This is a genomic window from Lysobacterales bacterium, assembly GCA_016721845.1.
Classification (GTDB): domain Bacteria; phylum Pseudomonadota; class Gammaproteobacteria; order Xanthomonadales; family Ahniellaceae; genus JADKHK01.
Genome location: JADKHK010000005.1, coordinates 250,822 through 271,535 on the forward strand (window position 1 = coordinate 250,822; position 20,714 = coordinate 271,535).

A 20,714-nucleotide genomic window follows, 5' to 3' on the forward strand; every position below is an offset into this window, starting at 1 on the left:
TCGATCTGATGGCGCGGCTGGAACACCGGCTTGCGCGCTGGCTGAAGCGGCCGCGCGTCGATCTGGCCTTGCTCGCGGCCTTGCTGGCGGTCGCGGCGGCGGGTCTCGTGGTGCTCTTCAGCGCCAGTGCCGAAGACCCCGGTCAGGTCGTGAATCAGGCCCTGCGCCTGACCCTCGGCTTCAGCGTGTTGTTCGTGTTCGCGCGCATTCCGCCGACCGCATTCCGGACCTGGACGCCGTGGTTCTACGCCTTCACCGTGATGTTGCTGATCGCGGTGCTGATCTTTGGCGAAGGCCGCGGCGCCCATCGCTGGCTCGATTTCAAGCTGATCCGCTTCCAGCCCTCGGAGTTCGCCAAGCTGGCGTTGCCGATGATGGTCGCCTGGTACCTGCATGACCGCGCCCTGCCGCCGACCTGGCGCAATCTCGCCGTGTGCGCCGTGCTGATCGGGTTGCCGGCCGGACTGATCATGGACCAGCCCGATCTCGGCACCGCGCTGTTGGTCCTGGCCAGCGGTGCGTTCGTGGTCTTCCTCGCCGGGCTCAGCTGGGGTCGCATCGCATTGATCATCGGCGCTGCGCTGGCGGCTCTGCCGGTGCTCTGGCATGGCATGCACGAATACCAGCGCAACCGCGTGCGCATGTTCCTCGATCCCGAGGCTGACCCGCTGGGCAACGGCTGGAACATCATCCAGTCGCAGATTGCCGTCGGGTCCGGCGGTGTGGTCGGCAAGGGCTGGCTCGGTTCGACGCAGGCCCGCCTCGACTTTCTGCCCGAGCACACCACCGACTTCATCTTCGCGGTGTTCTCCGAAGAGTTCGGCCTGATCGGCGTGATCGCGATCATCGCCGCCTACCTGTTCATCATCGGCCGCGGACTGTGGATTGCCGCGAACGCGCGCGATACCTATTCGCGCCTGCTGGCCGGTTCGATCAGCATGACGTTCTTCGTCTACGTCATGGTCAACGGCGGCATGATCGCCGGGCTGATGCCGGTGGTGGGCGTGCCGATGCCGCTGGTGAGTTACGGCGGTACCTCGGCGGTCAGCCTGCTCGCCGGCTTTGGCATCCTGATGTCGATTCACGCGAACCGCCTGCGCGGGCGCTAGGCTAGGGGCTTCCATGAACGGATTTGGCATGACTGCACTGCTACGGCTTGTCCTGATCGTCCTCATCGCCTCCGTGCCGTCCCTCGCAGGAGCGAAAACGCGCGAGTCCCATCCGGGGGCCAACGCGCTGTTGCGCGAGCTGCGCCAGGAGACTCACGCCGATCGTGCGACGGTACAGCGTTGGCGCACGCTGCTGGCGCAGGCGAAGAAGCAGGACAGCATCCTCGTCGCGATCAGTCGGCCGGCCGAGAAGACCAAGCCCTGGAAGGACTATCGGCCCATTTTCATGACCGCCCAGCGTCGCGACGCCGGCATCGCCTTCTATCGCGACAACCAGGTCCTGCTCGACCAGGTCGCGCACGACACCGGCGTGCCGGCCGAGATCATCGTCGCGATCATCGGCGTCGAGACCAGCTACGGCCGCATCACCGGTTCTTACAAGGTCATCGATGCGTTGACCACGCTGGCGCTGTACTACCCGCCGCGTGCGCCGTTCTTTCGGGGCGAACTGAAGCAGTTGCTCAAGTTGGACGGCCAGTTCCCGCAGCCGCTGGAGGAGTTGAAAGGGTCCTATGCCGGTGCGATGGGCTGGGGCCAGTTCATGCCGACCAGCTTCGCGCAGTGGGCGAAGGATGGCGACGGCGATGGCCGCATCGACCTGTGGGCATCGAAGCCGGACATCGTGCACTCGGTGGCCAATTATTTTGTCGCGCATGGCTGGACCCGCGGTGCCCCCGTCACCGGCCGCGCGATCGCCGCGCCGGACGCGACCTTGCCCGAGATCCGCGCCACCGAGACCATCCACAGCATCGATACGCTGGCCAAGGCCGGCTACACGCTGGCCGAGCAGTTCGATGGCACCTCACCGGCGACCTTGCTGGTGCTGGACGGTGCCGAAGGCACCGAACACTGGATCACCTTCCAGAACTTCTACGTGATCTCGCGCTACAACCGCTCGCCGCTGTACAGCATGGCGGTCTGGCAACTGGCGCAGGAGATCGCGCGCGGCGCGACGGCGACACCGTGATCGGGGCGCGTCTCGTCCTGGTCGGCGCGGTCGCGCTGCTCGCGGCCTGCGGACGCGACGGCGTGCGTCCGGGGGTGCCGCCCTCCGGTCCCGGCCGCGACAGCGCGCCAGTCGGGGATGTCGATGTCAGTCGGATCCCCGAGCCGGTGCCGCGTGCCGAGCCGCGCGCGCAGTACGGCAACCACTCGCCCTATACCGTGCTGGGTCGCAGCTATCGCGTACTGGACAGCGCCGAGGGTTACCGCGAACGCGGTGTCGCGTCGTGGTACGGCACCAAGTTCCACGGCAAGCTGACCTCGACGCGCGAACCCTACGACATGTATGCGTTCACGGCGGCGCACAAGACCTTGCCGCTGCCGACCTATGTGCGCGTGACCAATCTCGGCAATGGCGAGCAGCTGATCGTGCGCGTGAATGATCGCGGTCCCTTCCACGACGGCCGCATCATCGATCTGTCGTATGCCGCGGCGATCCGCCTCGGCATTGCCGCCACCGGTACCGGCCTGGTCGAAGTGGAAGCCATCGATCCCGAGCATCCGCAGGCCGGCGCGTCGCCGCGCCCGCAAACCGCCACGCCGCATCCGCTCTATGTGCAGGCCGGTTCATTCGCCAGCCGCGATAATGCCGTGCGATTGCGTGATCGACTGGAAGCGGCCGGTTTCGACGACCTTTTCCTCGATCGCGTGCTCACCCGCGGCGAGTTGTTCCATCGCGTGCGCCTCGGGCCGGTCGATTCGATCGATGCGGCCGACGCGCTGATCGAACGTCTCGCCGCGATCGGCATCCGCGCTCTCTCGACGCAAGTCGAGTAACCCTTCCCCATCGAGTTCCGCTGTGTCCATGAATGTTTCCCTGAAGTCCCTGATCGTCGCGTTCGCCCTGTCCACCGGCGCCTTGGCGCAAACCGCCGCGCCGCCCGCGACGCCGCTGTCCCTGCCTGCGGGCGGAGCCGCGAACGTGGTCGCGCCGGTGCCGCCGCCACCGACGGTGAGCGCGAAGCAGTATGTGCTGGTCGACTACCAGACCGGCCGCGTGCTGGCTGAGCAGGGCGGCGACGAACGCGTGCCGCCGGCCTCGATCACCAAGGTCATGACCTCCTACGTCGTCGCCGCCGAACGCAAGGCCGGCAAGATCAAGGACACGGACCTGGTCACGATCAGCGAGAACGCCTGGCGGCACGGCGGCGCGGTCACCGATGGCTCGACCAGTTTCCTCGAGCTGAACTCGCAGGTGCCGCTTGGCGACCTGCTCAAGGGCATGATCATCCAGTCCGGCAACGACGCATCGATCGCCATCGCCGAGCACGTGGCCGGTTCCGAATCGACCTTCGCGGCACTGATGAACCAGTACGCCGAGAAGCTCGGCCTGAAGAATTCGCACTTCGTGAATTCGCATGGTCTGTTCGACCCCGAGCACTACATGAGCGCGCACGACATCGCCGAACTGTCGCGCGCACTGATCCGCGATTTCCCCGAGGAGTATGCGCATTACTCGCTCAAGGACTACACCTGGAACGCACACACCCAGCGCAACCGCAACATCCTGCTGTGGCGCGACCCGAGCGTGGACGGCATCAAGACCGGGCATCTGAGTCAGGCCGGTTATTGCCTGGCCGCTTCCGCGAAGCGTGGCGACACGCGCCTGATCGCGGTGGTGATGAACACGGCCGGCGAGAAGGTGCGTGCCGACGAGGCGCACGCGTTGCTCAACTACGGCTTCCGCTTCTTCGAGACGCACAAGGTCTACGAAGCGATGGCGCCGGTCAGCGATGTGACGCTGTGGCATGGTGAAGCGGCCAAGGCCCGGTTGGGTGTTGCGCAGCCGGTGCTGGTCACGTTGCCGCGCGGGTCCTATCAGCGACTGGCCGCGACCATGAACGTGCAGAAACCTTTGTCCGCACCCTTGAACAAGGGCCAGGCCGTCGGCACCTTCAAGCTGGCGCTGGATGGCCAGACCGTCTACGAAGCGCCGCTTGTCGCGCTGGAAGATTACGCCGAAGGCGGATTCTTCAAGCGCATGAGCGATTCGGTCTGGTTGTGGTTTGACGACGGCGAGTGAGTGATGACTGAGCAGACGACGGAACGTGGCTTCACGTTTCCGACCACGCTGGAGGTGAGTGCAATGGGCGCGGCCGACGCCGGGCTGCTGCACATCGTGCCGGATGTGCTGGCGGGGGTCGGCGTCGACGTGATTGCTGGGTCCTTGCGCCAGCGGCCGTCGCGCGAGGGCCGCTACGTTTCGGTCACGGTCGCGTTCGCGTGCCCGGACCGGGAGACCTACGACGCCGTGCAGCGTGAACTGCGCGCGCATCCGGCGGTGAAGTGGACGCTCTGAGCCCGCGACCGCTGCAAGTGCGCCAATTCGGGCGCATGGCCTACGAACCGGTGTGGCGCGCAATGCAGCGCTTTACCGACACGCGCGGTGCCGACACCCAGGACGAACTCTGGGTGCTTGAACACGATCCGGTGTTCACGCTGGGTCAGGCCGGCAAGTGGGAACACGTGCTGTTGCCGGGCGAGATTCCGGTTGTGCCGGTCGATCGCGGTGGCCAGGTGACCTATCACGGTCCCGGCCAGATCGTTGCCTATCCCCTGTTCGACCTGCGGCGTCTCGGCATCGGCGTGCGCGAGCTGGTGCAGCGGATCGAGCAGGCCATCATCGACACCTTGGCGCGTTACGACATCGTGGCCGCGCGCCGCGACGGCGCACCCGGCGTCTATGTCGGCGACGCCAAGATTGCCGCGCTCGGGCTGCGCGTGCGTCGCGGCTGTTCCTTCCATGGCCTCGCCTTCAATGTGCAAATGGACTTGACGCCTTTCGGGCGCATCAACCCTTGCGGTTACCAGGGCCTGGCGGTGACCCAGGTGTTAGACTGCGGCGGCCCGGGCGCGCTGTCCGTGGTGGCCGCCGACCTGATCGACGCGATGTGCGTGCAGTTCGGCTTTGCCGCGATCGCAGCGGACGCACACCTACCCGAACCCGCGGACGCCTGAGATGAGCGAGACTCCCAGCAAGACCATTCCGCTGAACCTGGTCGAGGCCCCGGGCCTGACGCCGGGCGCGAAGCAGATCGCGCGCGACAAGATCGCCCGCAACCCGGTCACCTTCGATGCCGAGCGTCCGTTGCTGCGCAAGCCGGACTGGATCCGCGTGCGCCTGCCGAGCACGAATGCGGTCGAAGTGCTGAAGCACAAGTTGCGCGAGAACGCGCTGGTGACGGTCTGCGAAGAGGCCTCCTGTCCGAACATCCACGAATGTTTCTCGAAGGGCACGGCCACCTTCATGATCCTCGGCGAAGTGTGCACGCGCCGCTGCTCGTTCTGCGACGTCGCGCATGGCCGACCGAAGCCGCCGGATGCGAACGAACCGAAGCAGCTGGCGCAGACCATCGCCGACATGAAGCTGCGGTACGTCGTCATCACCTCGGTCGACCGCGATGATTTGATGGACGGCGGGGCCGGCCATTTCGCCGACTGCATTCGCGAGACGCGTGGGCTCAGTCCGGACATCCGCATCGAAATTCTCACGCCCGACTTCCGCGGCAAGGGTCGTGTCGATCGCGCGCTCGCGGCACTGGCGGCGAATCCGCCGGACGTGTTCAACCACAATCTGGAAACCGTGCGTCGCGTCTATCGCGAAGTGCGTCCCGGGGCCGACTACGACTGGTCGCTGCGTCTTCTGCGGCAGTTCAAGGCCGAGCACCCGGGCATTCCGACCAAGTCCGGGATCATGCTCGGGCTGGGCGAGACGCTGGACGAAGTTCGTGAAGCCATGGCCGACCTGCGCGCGCATGCGGTCGACATGATCACGGTCGGCCAGTATCTGCAGCCCTCGCGCCACCATCATCCGGTCGAGCGCTATTGGACACCGGACGAATTCAAAGAGATTGAAACGATCGGTTACGCGCTCGGCTTCGGCCATGTCGCTTCCGGTCCGCTGGTCCGCTCCTCCTACCACGCCGACCAGATGGCCCACGCCGCCGGCTATGCCTGACGGCACCCGCGGGAACCTCCGGGTTGGGCTAATGTCGAACCCTCCAATGTCGTCTCGGGAATTGCCATGAACTTGCGTCTGATCGCTGCCATTGCCTTCGTCGTCGCACCCTTCGGCGTGGCCCTGACCAAGTCCGAGGCGGCGGCTGTCTACAGCTACAAGCCGAGCAGCGAGCAGGCCCAGGCGGCGTTGCTGGCGACCCGCTTCCTGACCAATTTCCATTACAAGCGCGTGCCGCTGGATGACGCGATGTCGAAGACCATCTTCGACCGCTATCTGGAATCGCTGGATGGCGACAAGCTGTTTCTCACTGCCGCCGATGTCAGCGAATTTCGCGCCTATGCCGACGCGCTTGACGACGCCATCTTCGACCAGCGACTGGCGCCGCCTTTCGAGATTTATGCGCGCTATGTCCAGCGTGTCGCCGAACGCACCGCGCATGCGCGCGCATTGCTCGCGAAGGGCTTCGATTTCGGCGTCGACGAGCAATATCGGTTCGATCGCGAACATGCGCTCTGGGCCGCCGATGCGAAGGAGCTCGACGAACTCTGGCGCCTGCGCGTCAAGAACGACTGGCTGCGCCTGAAGCTGGCCGGGCGCGACGACCAGGGCATCCGCGACACGCTCGACAAGCGATATGCCGGGTTCGAGAAGCGCCTCGGCGAACTCGATGGCGACGATGTGTTCCAGACCTTCATGAATGCCTATTCGTCGGCGATCGAGCCACATACCAACTACATGTCGCCGCGCGCCTCGGAAAACTTCAACATCCAGATGCGCCTGTCGCTGGAAGGCATCGGCGCGGTGTTGAGCCGCGAGGACGAATACACCACCATCCGCCAGATCGTGAAGGGCGGCCCGGCCGATCTGTCGGACAAGCTCCAGGTCGGTGATCGCATCGTCGCGGTCGGGCAGGGTGACAAGGGCGCACTGACCGACGTCGTCGGCTGGCGCATCGACGATGTGGTCGACCTGATCCGCGGCAAGAAGGGCACGACCGTGCGCCTCGATGTGCTCGCCGCCGACGCCGGCGCCGACGGCAAGCCGGTCCAGCTGACCCTGGTGCGCGACAAGGTGCGCCTGGAAGAACAGGCGGCGAAGTCGGAACTGATCGAGGTCGGGACCGGCAAGTCGGCGCATCGCATCGGCGTGGTGCGGCTGCCAACCTTCTATCACGACTTCGAAGGTGCACGTCGCGGTGACGCCAACTACGCCAGCTCGACGCGCGACGTCGCCAAACTGATCAAGGAACTGAAGGGTAAGCAGATCGATGGCCTGGTGATCGACCTGCGCGGCAACGGCGGTGGTTCGCTGACCGAAGCATCGGATCTGTCCGGCCTGTTCATCGACGAAGGTCCGGTGGTGCAGGTGCGGGACGCCCAAGGCCGGGTCACGATCGAGGGTGATGCCGAGAAGGGCGCCGCCTGGGACGGCCCGCTGGCCGTGATGATCGACCGCGAGTCCGCGTCGGCTTCGGAGATCTTCGCGGCGGCGATGCAGGACTTCGGCCGGGCCCTGATCATCGGCGAGAACTCGTTCGGCAAGGGCACGGTGCAGAACCTGATCGACCTCGACCAGTATGCACGCGATCCGAGCGTGCACTTCGGCCAGCTCAAGCTCACCGTCGCGCAGTTCTTCCGCATCAATGGGGGCAGCACGCAGCATCGCGGCGTGGTGCCCGATATCGCTTATCCGCAAACCGCCTGGGGCAGCGAGGACTTCGGCGAGAGTTCGCTCGACTTCGCGTTGCCCTATACCGAAGTCAAGGCCGCCGACTTCGTGCGCAGCGGCGACCTGTCAGCGCTGAAGCCGTTGCTGGAAACGCGCCACGAGACCCGCATCGCCAAGGACCAGGAGTTCAAGTGGTGGTTCGACGACCTGGCCGAGTACCAGAAGCAGCGCGAGCGCAAGGACATGTCCTTGCTCGAGAGTGCGCGTCGCAGCGAGCGCGATCAGAACGAGCTGAAGCGCGCCGAGCGCAAGGCGGCACGGATCGCTGCCGGCATCGATCCGCCGGGGAAGGAAAGCGTCGATGGCGATGATGGTTTGCTGGCCGACGAGCGTCGCAACGACAAGGCTGCGGCAGACGCGGAGGATGCGGTCGAGAAGCCCGATTTCCTGCTGCGCGAAGGCGCCTACATTCTCGCCGATGCGATCGATCTGCTCAGCACCGACCAGCGTCTCGCGGCGCAGGTGAAGAGCTTCGATCTGCACGCCGACAAGCCTGTCGTCGACTGAACGCTCAGTCGGCGTAGCGCCGCTTCAACAACTCGTAGACCGCACGCAGGCCCATCGCCTCGCCGCCGCGCGGGCGACCGGGGCGTTCGCTGTCGTTCCAGGCGTAGGTGTCGAGGTGCAGCCACGGGATGCCGGGCACCACGAAGCGCTGCAGGTACAAGGCCGCGGTGATCGCGCCGGCATGGCGTGAGGCGCCGCTGTTGGCGAGATCGGCGATGCCGGACTCGAGCATCGTCAGGTAGGGCTGCCACAGCGGCATCGGCCACAGCGGGTCCTGGACATCGCGACCGACGGCCACGAGCTGGTCGCGCAGCGCCTCATCGTTGCCGAACAGCGCCGGCAAGTCCGGACCGAGCGCGATCCGGGCAGCGCCGGTCAGGGTCGCGAAATCGATGATCAGGGCCGGTTTCGATTCCGCGGCGTAACTCAGCGCGTCGCACAGGATCACGCGGCCTTCGGCGTCGGTATTGTCGATCTCGACCGTGATGCCGGAGCGCGTCCGGATCACTTCGCCGGGCCGGTAGGCGTTCGCGCTGATCGCGTTCTCCACCGCCGGCACCAGCAGTCGCATGCGGATCGGCAGACGCCGTTCCAGCACCAGTTCGGCCAACGCGATCGCATGCGCGGCGCCGCCCATGTCCTTCTTCATGTGGCGCATGCCGTCGGCGGCCTTGATGTCGAGGCCGCCGGTATCGAAGCAGACACCCTTGCCGACGATCGCGACTTCCGGATGGGTCGGGTCGCCGGCCAGCACTTCCAGCAGGCGCGGAGCCCGATGGCTGGCGCGGCCGACGGCGTGGATCGCAGGGAAATTCGCGTCGAGCAATTCGTTGCCGATCCATTCGCGGTAGTCGGCGCCGAAGCGCGTCGCGATCGCGCGCATGGCCTCGCCGAGCTCGGCCGGCCCCATGTGTTCGGTCGGCGTGTTCACCAGGTCGCGCGTGCGCGTCGTTGCGGCCGCCAGCGCGGCGACTTCATCCAGATATTGCCCCAGCGGCGCCAGCAGCCTGGCCGGTTCGCGGCGCGGCTTCTTGTAGCGCGTGAACTGGTAGCTGCCGAGCGCGAAACCGAGGGCGACGCGCGCGGCGTCCAGCGGGAGCCCGCGCTCGGACAAGGTGTAGTCGCCGTGCGGCAGCGTCTGCGGCAGATGCGCCAGCGTGTTCACGTCGCTGCCATTGGCGACGCCGACCAGGACTTCGGCGATACCGCCGTCGTCGTTCGGCACGATGCACAGCGTCAGCGGCAGCGCCTTGAACTGCTGGCTCGCGATCCAGCGCCGGGTGCGCTCGCCGGCGCTCGCAAGATAGGCGTCGAGGTCGGCGGCGGTCAGCGCGACCAGGGGGATGGTGTCGGACATCAGTTCACTCCAGAAACATGCGGCTGCTGCACGTCCAGCCACGCGCACAATTGATGCAGATCGGCGACTTCCAGATCGGGACGCAGCGCATGCGGCCATGCCCGACCGTCGCGATTCAACCAGATCGCGAACAGGCCTGCGTGCTTGGCACCGAGCACGTCGAGTTCCGGATCGTCCCCGATGTGTGCGATCTGCGTCGGCATCAGATCCAGCACCGCGCACAGGTGCGCGAAGATCGCGCCGTCGGGTTTCATCACGCCGACGTCCCGCGCCGAAATGCGCTGCTCGAAATGCGCGGCCAGACCAATCTGTTCCAGATCGGCATTGCCGTTCGACAGGCTGGCCAGGCGGAAGCGCGCCGACAGCCGGGTCAGTGCGGCGGCAGCATCGGGATAGAGCGTGACTTCGTTGCGCGCCGCATAGAACGCCGCGTAGGCCGACTCGACCAGCTGCTCGCGTCCGGGTTGATCGGCCAGCACCTCGTGCAGGCTGCGGCGACGCTGGGCGCTGTAGTCGTGGGCGAGATCGGGATGGCGCGCGGCGATGTCATCGCGATGCGCACGCAGGCGCTCGTTCGGCCAATGTGCCGCGATCGCCGGTACCTGCGCATGCAGCCATTGCTGCAGACGACGTTCGGCGTGCAGGATGGTCGGCGCGATGGGCCAGAGCGTGTCGTCGAGATCGAAGCTCAGTGCGCGGATCACGCACCGGCTCCGGGCGCTTGCGGCGCGGCGGGGACGGGTTCCGGCAGCGGCGTGGTGACAGCGGCGCCGTCGGCGGGTGCAGGTTCCTTCTTCAACAGATCAAGCAGGCGCTGCTCGCGCGTCGCGAAAGTCTGGTTGAGCAGTCGCGCCTCGCCGATCGGCAGCAATTTGCGCCGCTTCAGCCAGCTCGTCGTGGCCGGGGCTTCGAGGAAGCGCACGTAACGCATCGCGACTTCACTCGGGATCAGGTCGCCCCGGTGCACGAAATACAGTGGTGTGGTCAGCAGATATTCGCCGCTGCGGATGGTCTTGAGCAGGGGCGTCACGCCTTCGACCTTGATCGCGCGCAGCTTCTTGTTGGCGAACACGTTCGACAGTGCGCTGACGCCGAGCGCACTCGGATCGATTGCGATCGCCGCTTCGAGTTGTTCGGTGTTGAGATACCAGCGGCTCGCCGCGACCGGGCGGTGCCCGGCGCCGAACAGGGCGCGGCGCAGGCCGTATTCGGCGCCATCGAGCGGACCGGCGACCGCATACAGGTTGATCGCGCGCGGCGGTCCTCCGACCTGGTCCCAGCGCGTAATCTTGCCGAGATAGATGTCGCGGATCTGGCGCAGGCTGAGCGAGGGCGTCGGATTGCCCGGATGGGTGATCAGGGTCAGGGCTTCCCAGGCGACCGGGTAGAAATCGAGGACGACCTCGTCCGGCTTCAGGGCATGCGGGCCGCGTGCGGTCAGCGCGATCTCGACCTCGCCGCGCGCCACCGCCTCGATCGCGCTGACGGTCGACAAGGTCGACAATCGCACCCGGCGTTGTTCCCCCGCCTGGAACAAGCGCACCGATTCGTCGCCGAAGGCGCGCATGCTGACGCTGTCGGCACGACCGTCGATGACGTTCTGGGCATGGATCGGGGCGCAGGCCAGCGACAGCGCACAGGCAAGGCGGAAGAGGCGCGGCGACAACGAAAAACGCATGGGCGAAGACACGGAAGTGCAGCGCGCACCTTAGCATGCACGCCGCACTTCGGTCTGAATGGCGCGGCCTCGGCGGCGCTTATTCGACCAGCATGTAGAAGGCGCTGCGACCGCGCACGACGGTCAGCAGCAACTGCTCGCTGCGCCGCTTTGCGATGCGATTTTCGAGTTCGGTCAGGTCGCGTACCTCGACCTGGTTGACGGCCGCGATCAGGTCATTCACACGCAAGCCGTTCTTGGCCGCACGCGAGTCGTTGCCGACGGCGGTCACCAGCACGCCGCTCAGACCCTGGCGTCGGAACTTGTCGGGCAGGTCGCCGAGGGTCGCTCCGGCGAGGCCGGCATCGAGTTTGTCGCCGCTGGCCTGCCGCAGTTCAGTCGGCTTCAGGGTCGCGGTCAGCGTGAGCGGAGCGCTCTCGCGCAGCACCGAGATCGTGACCTGGGTGCCCACCGGCAACAGGCCCTCAAGGTTGGCAAGTTCGTTCGCGGCATTCACCGGCTTGCCGTTCAATGACGTGATCACGTCGCCCTCGCGCAGACCGGCCGCAGCGGCCGGCGAACTCGCGAGCACGCGCGTCACCACCGCGCCCTTGGCGGCTTTCAGGCCCAGCATCGGCGCGAGGTCGGCGGTCACGTCCTGGGTGTCGACCCCGAGCGAGCCGCGCTTCACTTCGCCATAGGCGAGCAATTGCCGCATCACGTCGCGCGCCAGCTTGGCCGGGATCGCGAAGCCGATGCCGACATTGCCGCCCGAGGGCGAATAGATCGCCGTATTGATGCCGACCAGTTCCCCGCGCAGGTTGACCAGCGCTCCGCCGGAGTTGCCGGGATTGATTGACGCATCGGTCTGGATGAAGTCCTGGACGCCGACGCCGCGCAGACCCGATCTCCCCATCGCGGAGACGATGCCCGACGTAACCGATTGCCCGATGCCGAACGGATTGCCGATCGCGACCACGAAATCGCCGACGCGCAACTGGTCCGAATTGGCCAGCGGCAGGGCGGCCAGCCGCTCGGCCGGAATCTGGATCAGGGCGACGTCCGAATCCGGATCGCTGCCGATGAACTTGCCTTTCAGCGTCCGGCCGTCGGACAGCGTGACCTGGATGTCGTCGGCGCCATCGATGACGTGGTTGTTGGTCAGCACATAACCCTTGACGGCATCGACGATCACGCCGGAACCCAGCGACTGCTGGACGCGTTCGCGGGGGGTGGCCGGGCTGTTGAAGAAGCGCCGGAAGAAGGGATCGTCGAAGAACGGATCGCGCACCTTCACATGCGTTTGCGAATTGATGTTGACGACCGCCGGCTGGGCGCGTTCGATCATCGGTGCCAGCGAGGGCAGCGGCTGCCCGTCGACGGCGGCCGGCAATTGTGCCCAGGCCGGTGCGGCCAGCAGCCAGGGCAGCACGAACATCAGCGAGCGGATCGACATCGGCGGTACTCCGGGAAGTGGCGCGGGGTGCGTGAATTGGGGGCAGTCCTCGGACCTGCAAGCGGGCCGCGGGTTCCATTGCCCTCACGACGCTTTTCCGCGGCGCAGCAATGATTTGCACGACGACGCCAGGCGGGAACAGCGGTTGACACCCTCTGACACGAAGCGTAAGGTGCCGATCCGCTGAGTCACAACATCTAGTGGTGAGGAGCCTTCATGAACCCAACCAATTGGGTTTGCCATGAGGTTGAACCGGTCGGTGCCGCAGGGCGCCGCGGCCTCGCCGCAACTCACGGAACCCGTCTTTGATGAGAAACGATGGGCAGCGCTGCTGCACCGTCGCGGGCGGTTTCCGGGTCGTGGCTGGCGGGGATGACGACACCTTGTGGGAGGAAACAACGGAATGAGTTCGGTGCGCCTTGAAGCTGTGGCCCGCGAGACGGTGGAAATCCCGCTGCAGCCGGCTTCGTTCGACATTTGGGACAAGAAATACCGTCTGAAGAGCAAGCGCGGTGAGGCGATCGATGAAACCATCGACGACACCTACAAGCGTGTCGCCAAGGCGCTTTCCGAAACCGAACAGACCGCCGAGAAGCAGAAGTACTGGTACGAACGGTTCCTGTGGGCATTGCGCCGCGGTGCGATTCCGGCCGGCCGCATCACCTCGAACGCGGGCGCGCTGGAGCACAAGCCGGCGACCAGCACGATCAACTGCACCGTCTCCGGCATCATCACCGACTCGATGGATGACATCCTCGGCAAGGTCCACGAGGCCGGGCTGACGCTGAAGGCCGGTTGCGGCATCGGTTACGAATTCTCGACGCTGCGCCCGAAAGGCGCGTTCGTCGCCGGCGCGGGTGCGTACACCTCGGGTCCGATGTCGTTCATGGATATCTACGACAAGATGTGCTTCACCGTGTCGTCGGCCGGTGGCCGTCGCGGCGCGCAGATGGGCACCTTCGATGTGTCGCATCCGGACGTCAAGGATTTCATCCGCGCCAAGCGCGAGGACGGGCGCCTGCGCCAGTTCAACCTCAGCCTGTTGATCACCGATGAATTCATGGACGCGGTCGCGGCTGACGGCGACTGGCCGCTGGTGTTTCCGGTGCACGTCAAGGAACAGGGCGAAGTCGAACTCGGCGATGCCACCCAGGTGGTCTGGCGCGACTGGCCGACCAAGCAGAACTACGTTTCGCGCGACGACGGTCTGGTCGCGTGCAAGATCTATGGCCACATCCGTGCGCGGCACCTGTGGGACATGATCATGGTCTCGACCTACGATTTTGCCGAGCCCGGGTTCATTCTCATCGACCGCGTCAACGAGATGAACAACAACTGGTGGTGCGAAACCATCCGCGCCACCAATCCCTGCGGCGAACAGCCGCTGCCGCCCTACGGGTCCTGCCTGCTCGGCTCGGTGAATCTCACCAAGTTCGTGCGCGATCCGTTCACCGCCAAGGCGCGCTTCGACTGGGACGAGTACAAGGAAGTCGTGCGCGTGTTCACCCGCATGCTCGACAACGTCGTCGAGATCAATGGCCTGCCGCTGGAACAGCAGCGCCACGAGATCACCAGCAAACGGCGTCACGGCATGGGCTTCCTCGGTCTCGGCAGCACACTGACCATGCTGCGCATGGGTTATGGCTCGAACGAATCCTGCAAGTTCACCGAGGACGTGTCGCGCGACATGGCCGTGGCCGGCTGGGAAGTGGCGTTGTCGCTGGCCGAAGAAAAAGGCCCGGCACCGATCATGGACCAGGACTTCACCGTCACCGGTGAAATGCTGCGCAAGCGCCCGGAAATGATCCGCGACGGCATCAAGATCGGCGACGTGCTCAAGGGTCGCGTGCTGCACGCCAAGTATTCGCGCTACATGCAACGCGTGGCATCGGTGGCGCCGGAGCTGGTGGCCAGGCTGGCCGAGACCGGCGCGCGCTTCACCCACCACAGCTCGATCGCGCCGACCGGCACGATCTCGCTGTCGCTGGCGAACAATGCATCGAACGGCATCGAGCCGAGCTTCGCGCACCACTACAGCCGCAACGTCATCCGCGAAGGCAAGAAGTCGAAGGAAAAGGTCGAGGTCTATTCCTACGAACTGCTGGCCTACCGTACGCTGGTGAACGCGAAGGCGATGCCCTACGCAACCGATGCCGAGTCGAAGCTGCCGGACTACTTCGTGTCCGCGGACGACATCACGCCGAAGGCGCATGTCGACATTCAGGCGGCGTCGCAGATCTGGGTCGATTCGTCGATCAGCAAGACTGCGAACGTGCCGACCGACTATGCCTACGAGGATTTCAAGGACATCTATCGCTACGCCTACGAAAAAGGCTTGAAGGGATGCACGACTTTCCGCTTCAATCCCGCCGCGTTCCAGGGCGTGCTCGTGAAGGAGCAGGATCTCGAGAACACGACGTACCGCTTCGAGCTCGAAGATGGTTCGCTGGTCGAGGTCAAAGGCAACGAAGAAATCGAATACGACGGTGAGATTCACACTGCGGCGAATTTGTTCGATGCACTGAAAGAGGGCTACTACGGAAAATTCTGATCGGACGCGTCCGAATTCGTGCGGATGTTGCGTTAGATCAATGTGTGCGTCGGTGGAAGCGCCGACGATGCAACGGGCCATGGATGGCACGTTCGGCCGGGCGTGGCAACACGATCGGCCTTCGGCCGTCCGGGTAACCGGCGGTTGCGGTGGCGGGACCGGATGCCGACCACTGACCACAATAAAATCAACTGAAGCAGCTGGAGGGTTCGTCCCATGAGTAATGATTCGATGATGTCCAACGTGGCCGATGCAATGGCCGACATGAAAGCCGCCGTAGCCGACAAGGCCAGCGACGCGATGGCCGGTGCGAAGAAGGTCGTCGCCAAGGCGAAGAAGGCCGTCGTCAAGGCCGAGAAGGCCGTGGTGAAGAAGGCCGGCGCGGCCAAGAAGGCCGTGAAGAAGGTCGTCGCGAAGGCGAAGAAGGCCGCCGCTCCGAAGAAGGCCGCGAAGAAGGCCGCCAAGCCGGCAGCGAAGAAGGCTGCACCGAAGAAGGCCGCCAAGAAGGCCGCTCCGAAGAAGGCCGCCAAGAAGGCCGCTCCGAAGAAAGCGGCGAAGAAGGCTGCCAAGCCGGCCGCGAAGAGAGTCGTGAAGAAGGCCGCTCCGAAGAAGGCTGCGAAGCCGGCAGCGAAGAAGGCCGCTCCGAAGAAAGCAGCCAAGAAGGCTGCAAAGAAGAAGTAATTGCACGGGCGACCTGGTCGCCCTGCGTTTTGGCGGTCCAGCGGGCGCTGCAATCTAGGCGTTTCGCAATTGACGGGCCGAGGTCTCGCACACGCCGGGTCAGCGTGTGTTTGAGGCGCGTCCACCGGCGTTTGCGCTTGCGCAACACCGGTTCGGACATCCTCCTGCGCATGACCATGCGCAGGAGCCTCTTTCCAGAGATGTCGCGCGATCAAGCATCGCGCGGCGTCGGCGCTTCGGCGCCTTTCGACAACCATGCAGCGCGGAGACGCGCCAGACCGGACGGGAACAGCGATGGCGATCAAGATCGGCAAGAAGATCAAGGGCTACAACGTGGTGCGGGCCGACGACAAGGCCAGGGCCCTTCCCGAAGTCGCCATGAGCGCGCCGGTCGAAGCCATCGCGATGCCGAAGTCCGCTGAAGTCATCCAGATGACCGAGCAGGTCGAGCGCCCGGACGTGCTGATCGGCTCGACCTACAAGGTCAAGTCGCCGCTGTTCGAGCATGCGCTGTACGTGACGCTCAACGACATCGTGCTGAATCAGGGCACCGAGCACGAACTGCGGCGCCCGTTCGAAGTCTTCATCAACTCCAAGAACATGGACCACTTCCAGTGGATCGTGGCGCTGACGCGCATCATGAGCGCGGTGTTCCGCAAGGGCGGCGACGTCACCTTCCTGGTCGAGGAAATGAAGGCGGTGTTCGATCCGCGTGGTGGCTACTTCAAGGCCGGCGGGGTCTACATGCCCTCGATCGTCGCCGAGATCGGCACCGTGGTTGAAGCGCATCTGAAGTCGATCGGTCTGATCCACGATCCCGAAATGAGCGTGGAAGCGCGCAAGCTCATCGCCGAGAAGCGCGCGCAATACGAGTCGCGCTCAAAAAAAAACACTGACGTAGAAGCGGAAGCGGCCGTAGTGCCGGCCGACCTGGCCGAGAAGTTTCCGCCCAGCGCGACCATGTGCAACAAGTGCAATACGCGAGCCAGCATCATCATGGACGGCTGCGCCACCTGCCTGAATTGCGGCTATTCGAAATGCGGCTGAGCGTTTGACGCGGCGAGCGCTGCGCGCACCGCGCGGCGCCAGATTTCGGACTTGCCGCTCGCCGCGATCGATGCGTGCGCCGGGCTGGTCGACGGCAGGACAGTGCCTTCAACGGACCATCCGGGGAAATGACGACGCAGGCTGGATGCGGCCTTGTGACCGTTGAACAGGATGCGGCGGATTGACGGATGAGCGGCGAGCAGGCCCGGGACGTCGTTCGGCTGCTCGCTCATCGTATCGATGGCGCTGTCGAGGCTGCCGTCGCGTTCGCATTCGGCGAGCACGTCCCACACGGCGATGCCGGCCCTGTGCAGTGCCTGCACGCGCAGGGCGTAGTCGGCGGACGGATCGAAACCGAGCAGTTCGCCGAGAATCGGCCAGAACTGGTTGCGCGGATGGGCGTAGTACTGCTGGGCCCGGAGCGAGGCGACACCGGGCATCGAGCCCAGAATCAGTACGCGCGCATGTGCTGCGATCAGCGGTGGAAAACTTCGTGCCTGCATCGTCAACGCCGCTCGAAGGATTGGTCGGTGCCGCCGAGCGCCACACCCATCGGTCCGAAGCGACGTTCGATGAAACGCACATGGTCGTCGGCCACCAGCACGACGGTACTGGCGCGGGTGCCGTAGGGTTCGCCGACGATGAAGGCTGCGGACAGGCGTCGCTCCCAATCCATCGGCACACCGGTCTGCGGCAGTTCGTCGTCGGCCGCGAGGCGCGGATCGGCGAGCGCGTCGAACAGCGGTGCGACATCGTCGGTGCCGGTCTCGATCCAGTCGACCATGCGCGCGCGCAATTGCAGCGCCTTCGGCCAGGGGGTGTTCAAGTCCGCGTTCGACAGCGCGTGGACGCCGAGCTCGACGGCGCGCATGCGCACCTCGGGATGACTGCCGGCGTACCAGAGCCCATTCGGCTCGAAGGCCAGCAGGTTGTAGCGGCCGAAGTCGTGCGCATGCGCTTGCAGCGAACTCAGTTCGTCGTGCAAGTCACTGGCCGATGCCGCGCGCCGCACCAGATCACCGCGTGAGCGCAAGCCGGATTCCGGCGCCCCGGTGCGGACATTGGTGACCGCGAGCACGCGTCCTGCGCGCGTGGCCAGCAACCAGCTGCCACCGGCCTGCAGGTCGCGGCCACCGAAGACCTGCGGCGCATCCTCATGGAAGTCCGCGGCGGCGCTGGGACGGGCATGGAACTCGTCGCGGTTCGCAGCGAGCACGAGCCGATAACGCGGATGCTGGTTCAAGGCGAAGGCGATCAGGCACATGGGCGGCGCAGCGGGACAATCCGCGGGTTTGCGTCTATAAACGCGTGGGGATCTGAAACATGGCGTGGCCAGAATCGCGGCGCAAGCCCGGCCAATCCGCCGTCACCAACAGCGAAGGGAGACCACCATGAGCACGAGCCGCACCACGCGCCGCGAGGCACTGCGCATCCTGACCGTCGCCGCCAGCGCCAGTGCGCTCGGCCTGAGCGGTTGCGACAGCGATTCGAACAGTCCCGATCCCGGCACGCCACAAGGCAGCGGCGCGATCGTGCCGAGCGATGCGCTGTACCCGCAGGGCGTGGCATCGGGCGATCCGCGTCCGGATGCGGTGGTGGTGTGGACGCGTTTCTCCGAGAGCGGCCAACACGCCGATGCCAGCCTGCGCCTGCAGGTGTCGACGGCCGAGAGCTTCGGGCAACTGCTGGTCAATCACGACTTCACCGCGCGCGCTGACGCGGATGGCTGTCTCAAGGTGCGTGTCACCGGATTGACCGCCGGCACTCGCTACTTCTATCGCTTCCTGTTGCCACGCAACGGCGATTTTCTCGCGTCGCCGACCGGTCGCACCAGGACCGCGCGCGCCGCGACCGATGCGACGCCGGTCAAGTTCGCGGCGATCAGCTGCAACGATTACATCGGCCGCTATTTCACCACCCTGATGCCCCTGCTCAACGAAGACCTCGACTTCGTGCTGCACCTCGGTGACTCGATCTACGAGACCACCGGCGACCCGAGTTTCCAGGGCGGTGCCGCGGCGCGCGCGATCACCTTCGATGACCGCAATGGCGCGATCACGCTCGGTGCCGCGGGTTCGACCTTCCAGGCCGCGAAGAGCCTCGACAACTACCGGCAATTGCATCGCGTCTACCGCAATGACGGTCTGATGAAGCAGCTCTACCAGCGCTTCCCGGTCGTCGCGATCTGGGACGATCACGAGTTCTCGGATGATTCGTGGAAGGCGATGGGCACCTATCGCGACGGACTGTTCGAGGAGCTGGACGAAGAGCGTCGCCGCAATGCCGAGCAGGCCTACTTCGAATTCATGCCGGTCGATACCGATCTCGGCGGTGCGCAGGCGGCACTGGGTGTCGATCGCGCGAACCTGTATCCGCGGACCGTGCTGTATCGCAAGCTGCGGTTCGGTCGCGATCTTGAATTGTTCCTCAGCGACTATCGTTCCTATCGCCCCGACCACCTGATTCCCGAAGATGCATTCCCGGGTGCCGTGGTGATGGATCGCGCTGCGCTGACGCAATTCTTCGCTGCCCAGCACATCCCCTACGAAGCCGTGCGCGCGCAATTCTCGCCCTACCTCGACATCGACCAGCCGCAGTTCGCGGTCTACAAGCAGGTGTTGCAGGCGACCCTGACCCAGGCCTACCTCAATGAAGGCGTCGACCTCGGTCAGGCCGCCTTGCGCGCCCAGAACGCGGCGCGCGGCTTCGTCGCGACCACGATCCTGAATTCGCTGCTGCAGCAGTACAACGCGGCGGTGCCGGCGGGGCAACGCGTGCCGCTGATTCCGGATGCGCTGATCGCGACGCTGGATACCGGCATGGCCTGGTACACGCTCGGCAAGACCTCGCTGTTCGGGTCGGTCGGGTCGCGCTACTTCGTGGTCGAGCAGACCTTCCAGATCTACGCGGCGTGGCTCGCGACGACGCGCGGCCTGCAGACCCAGAATGCCCTCGGCGACACCCAGTTGAACTGGCTGGCGGCGCAGATGGCGGCCTCGACCGCGAAATGGAAAGTGCTGGCGAGTTCGGTCTCGACGCGACCTCTGGTGCTCGATCTGACGCCCCCGCCGCTGGGCGTGCCGGCGCCATTCAACCAGCGCTTCCTGCTCAATGTCGATCAGTGGGACGGGTTCCCGCAGGGCAAACAAGGTTTGTTCGCGCGTCTGCCGGCAGGCAGTGTGGTGCTGTCCGGCGACATCCACGCGACCCTCGTCGGCACCCAGGCGGTGACCGGTGGCGCGATCGCCGAATTCACCACGCCGGCGGTGTCGTCGGCGAGTTTCCGCGAACTGCTCGCAACCACGGCGGCGAATGATCCGTTGCTGGCACCGCTTGCCGCGGCCTTGTTGCCGGCGCTCGACCAGCTGATCGCGCCCGCCGGCCTGAGCTACGTGCAGACCACGCGCCCCGGCCACACCGTACTCGACAGCAGTCCCGGCGAGTTCAAGGCCAATATCCGCCAGTACGACCCGCTCGTGGTCCTGAGTCCGCCGCCGGCCTCGGCCCCTGCGCCACAACGGGACCTCCACTACCGCTTCGATGGCCAGAATTTGTCCGGAACACCGACGCCCGGGTGACTTTCGACAGTCTGAGGTGG

The 20,714-nt window shown here is 65.5% G+C and carries 18 protein-coding genes; 12 read left to right on the top strand and 6 right to left on the bottom strand.

The annotated features are described in order from the left end of the window. The first annotated feature begins 8 nt into the window (after nt 1–8). The 8 genes from rodA to IPP28_03575 all read left to right on the top strand — a co-directional run bounded on the left by rodA (nt 9) and on the right by IPP28_03575 (nt 8,367). The gene (rodA, locus tag IPP28_03540; protein ID MBL0040122.1) at nt 9–1,109 is read left to right on the top strand and encodes a rod shape-determining protein RodA; all 1,101 of its coding nucleotides are present in this window, start codon (nt 9–11) and stop codon (nt 1,107–1,109) included. A gap of 13 nt (nt 1,110–1,122) precedes the next feature. Then, nucleotides 1,123–2,136, top strand: a complete 1,014-nt coding sequence (gene mltB / locus IPP28_03545; protein MBL0040123.1) for a lytic murein transglycosylase B — start codon at nt 1,123–1,125, stop codon at nt 2,134–2,136. Then, nucleotides 2,133–2,948 (top strand): septal ring lytic transglycosylase RlpA family protein, encoded by an 816-nt coding sequence (locus tag IPP28_03550; protein ID MBL0040124.1) that lies wholly within the window; start codon nt 2,133–2,135, stop codon nt 2,946–2,948. The genes mltB and IPP28_03550 overlap by 4 nt, the downstream gene beginning before the upstream one ends. A 28-nt stretch (nt 2,949–2,976) precedes the next feature. Further along, the gene (locus IPP28_03555; protein MBL0040125.1) at nt 2,977–4,194 is read left to right on the top strand and encodes a D-alanyl-D-alanine carboxypeptidase; all 1,218 of its coding nucleotides are present in this window, start codon (nt 2,977–2,979) and stop codon (nt 4,192–4,194) included. Between the two features lie 3 nt (nt 4,195–4,197). Continuing rightward, entirely contained in the window at nt 4,198–4,470 is a 273-nt protein-coding gene (locus IPP28_03560; protein MBL0040126.1) for a DUF493 family protein, read from the top strand. 35 nt (nt 4,471–4,505) lie between these two features. After that, on the top strand, nt 4,506–5,129 hold the full coding sequence (gene lipB, locus IPP28_03565) for a lipoyl(octanoyl) transferase LipB (GenBank protein MBL0040127.1): 624 nt from the start codon (nt 4,506–4,508) through the stop codon (nt 5,127–5,129). Between the two features lies 1 nt (nt 5,130). Next, a complete protein-coding gene (gene lipA / locus IPP28_03570) occupies nt 5,131–6,129 on the top strand; it encodes a lipoyl synthase (GenBank protein MBL0040128.1) in 999 nt (332 codons plus the stop codon). 66 nt (nt 6,130–6,195) lie between these two features. Next, nucleotides 6,196–8,367, top strand: a complete 2,172-nt coding sequence (locus tag IPP28_03575) for a carboxy terminal-processing peptidase (protein MBL0040129.1) — start codon at nt 6,196–6,198, stop codon at nt 8,365–8,367. 4 nt (nt 8,368–8,371) lie between these two features. Here the strand turns inward: IPP28_03575 and IPP28_03580 are convergent, their stop codons facing one another. The 4 genes from IPP28_03580 to IPP28_03595 all read right to left on the bottom strand — a co-directional run bounded on the left by IPP28_03580 (nt 8,372) and on the right by IPP28_03595 (nt 12,837). Beyond that, nucleotides 8,372–9,724 carry a leucyl aminopeptidase family protein gene (locus tag IPP28_03580; protein ID MBL0040130.1) on the bottom strand — a complete coding sequence of 451 codons (1,353 nt, stop codon included), beginning with the start codon at nt 9,722–9,724 and terminating at the stop codon, nt 8,372–8,374. Next, nucleotides 9,724–10,428 carry an HAD family hydrolase gene (locus tag IPP28_03585; GenBank protein MBL0040131.1) on the bottom strand — a complete coding sequence of 235 codons (705 nt, stop codon included), beginning with the start codon at nt 10,426–10,428 and terminating at the stop codon, nt 9,724–9,726. The genes IPP28_03580 and IPP28_03585 overlap by 1 nt, the downstream gene beginning before the upstream one ends. Continuing rightward, nucleotides 10,425–11,402, bottom strand: a complete 978-nt coding sequence (locus IPP28_03590) for a hypothetical protein (GenBank protein MBL0040132.1) — start codon at nt 11,400–11,402, stop codon at nt 10,425–10,427. Before IPP28_03590 ends, IPP28_03585 begins: the two co-directional genes overlap by 4 nt. Before the next feature lie 79 nt (nt 11,403–11,481). Beyond that, the gene (locus IPP28_03595; GenBank protein MBL0040133.1) at nt 11,482–12,837 is read right to left on the bottom strand and encodes a Do family serine endopeptidase; all 1,356 of its coding nucleotides are present in this window, start codon (nt 12,835–12,837) and stop codon (nt 11,482–11,484) included. A gap of 403 nt (nt 12,838–13,240) precedes the next feature. Here IPP28_03595 and IPP28_03600 point away from each other — a divergent pair, with 403 nt between their 5' ends. The 3 genes from IPP28_03600 to IPP28_03610 all read left to right on the top strand — a co-directional run bounded on the left by IPP28_03600 (nt 13,241) and on the right by IPP28_03610 (nt 17,116). Beyond that, complete coding sequence (locus IPP28_03600) at nt 13,241–15,388, top strand: adenosylcobalamin-dependent ribonucleoside-diphosphate reductase (protein ID MBL0040134.1); 2,148 nt, start codon at nt 13,241–13,243, stop codon at nt 15,386–15,388. Between the two features lie 234 nt (nt 15,389–15,622). Further along, nucleotides 15,623–16,069, top strand: a complete 447-nt coding sequence (locus IPP28_03605; protein MBL0040135.1) for a hypothetical protein — start codon at nt 15,623–15,625, stop codon at nt 16,067–16,069. A 294-nt stretch (nt 16,070–16,363) separates the two neighbouring features. After that, a complete protein-coding gene (locus IPP28_03610; protein MBL0040136.1) occupies nt 16,364–17,116 on the top strand; it encodes an NrdJb in 753 nt (250 codons plus the stop codon). Here IPP28_03610 and IPP28_03615 read toward each other — a convergent pair. Beyond that, nucleotides 17,098–17,619 carry a DNA-deoxyinosine glycosylase gene (locus IPP28_03615; protein MBL0040137.1) on the bottom strand — a complete coding sequence of 174 codons (522 nt, stop codon included), beginning with the start codon at nt 17,617–17,619 and terminating at the stop codon, nt 17,098–17,100. The two genes, IPP28_03610 and IPP28_03615, sit on opposite strands and share 19 nt — an antisense overlap. A gap of 2 nt (nt 17,620–17,621) precedes the next feature. Beyond that, nucleotides 17,622–18,380 carry an NRDE family protein gene (locus IPP28_03620; GenBank protein MBL0040138.1) on the bottom strand — a complete coding sequence of 253 codons (759 nt, stop codon included), beginning with the start codon at nt 18,378–18,380 and terminating at the stop codon, nt 17,622–17,624. Nucleotides 18,381–18,507: 127 nt separating this feature from the next. Here IPP28_03620 and IPP28_03625 point away from each other — a divergent pair, with 127 nt between their 5' ends. After that, nucleotides 18,508–20,694, top strand: a complete 2,187-nt coding sequence (locus IPP28_03625; GenBank protein MBL0040139.1) for an alkaline phosphatase D family protein — start codon at nt 18,508–18,510, stop codon at nt 20,692–20,694. The last annotated feature ends 20 nt before the right edge of the window (nt 20,695–20,714 follow it).

Coding starts and splice junctions, on each gene's coding strand:
- IPP28_03605 (MBL0040135.1), top strand. CDS start 15,623: ATGTCCAACGTGGCCGATGCAATGGCCGACATGAAAGCCGCCGTAGCC.
- IPP28_03555 (MBL0040125.1), top strand. CDS start 2,977: ATGAATGTTTCCCTGAAGTCCCTGATCGTCGCGTTCGCCCTGTCCACC.
- IPP28_03560 (MBL0040126.1), top strand. CDS start 4,198: ATGACTGAGCAGACGACGGAACGTGGCTTCACGTTTCCGACCACGCTG.
- IPP28_03620 (MBL0040138.1), bottom strand. CDS start 18,380: ATGTGCCTGATCGCCTTCGCCTTGAACCAGCATCCGCGTTATCGGCTC.
- IPP28_03600 (MBL0040134.1), top strand. CDS start 13,241: ATGAGTTCGGTGCGCCTTGAAGCTGTGGCCCGCGAGACGGTGGAAATC.
- IPP28_03610 (MBL0040136.1), top strand. CDS start 16,364: ATGGCGATCAAGATCGGCAAGAAGATCAAGGGCTACAACGTGGTGCGG.
- mltB (MBL0040123.1), top strand. CDS start 1,123: ATGAACGGATTTGGCATGACTGCACTGCTACGGCTTGTCCTGATCGTC.
- IPP28_03575 (MBL0040129.1), top strand. CDS start 6,196: ATGAACTTGCGTCTGATCGCTGCCATTGCCTTCGTCGTCGCACCCTTC.
- lipB (MBL0040127.1), top strand. CDS start 4,506: ATGGCCTACGAACCGGTGTGGCGCGCAATGCAGCGCTTTACCGACACG.
- IPP28_03615 (MBL0040137.1), bottom strand. CDS start 17,619: ATGCAGGCACGAAGTTTTCCACCGCTGATCGCAGCACATGCGCGCGTA.
- lipA (MBL0040128.1), top strand. CDS start 5,131: ATGAGCGAGACTCCCAGCAAGACCATTCCGCTGAACCTGGTCGAGGCC.
- IPP28_03590 (MBL0040132.1), bottom strand. CDS start 11,402: ATGCGTTTTTCGTTGTCGCCGCGCCTCTTCCGCCTTGCCTGTGCGCTG.
- IPP28_03625 (MBL0040139.1), top strand. CDS start 18,508: ATGAGCACGAGCCGCACCACGCGCCGCGAGGCACTGCGCATCCTGACC.
- IPP28_03595 (MBL0040133.1), bottom strand. CDS start 12,837: ATGTCGATCCGCTCGCTGATGTTCGTGCTGCCCTGGCTGCTGGCCGCA.
- IPP28_03580 (MBL0040130.1), bottom strand. CDS start 9,724: ATGTCCGACACCATCCCCCTGGTCGCGCTGACCGCCGCCGACCTCGAC.
- rodA (MBL0040122.1), top strand. CDS start 9: ATGGCGCGGCTGGAACACCGGCTTGCGCGCTGGCTGAAGCGGCCGCGC.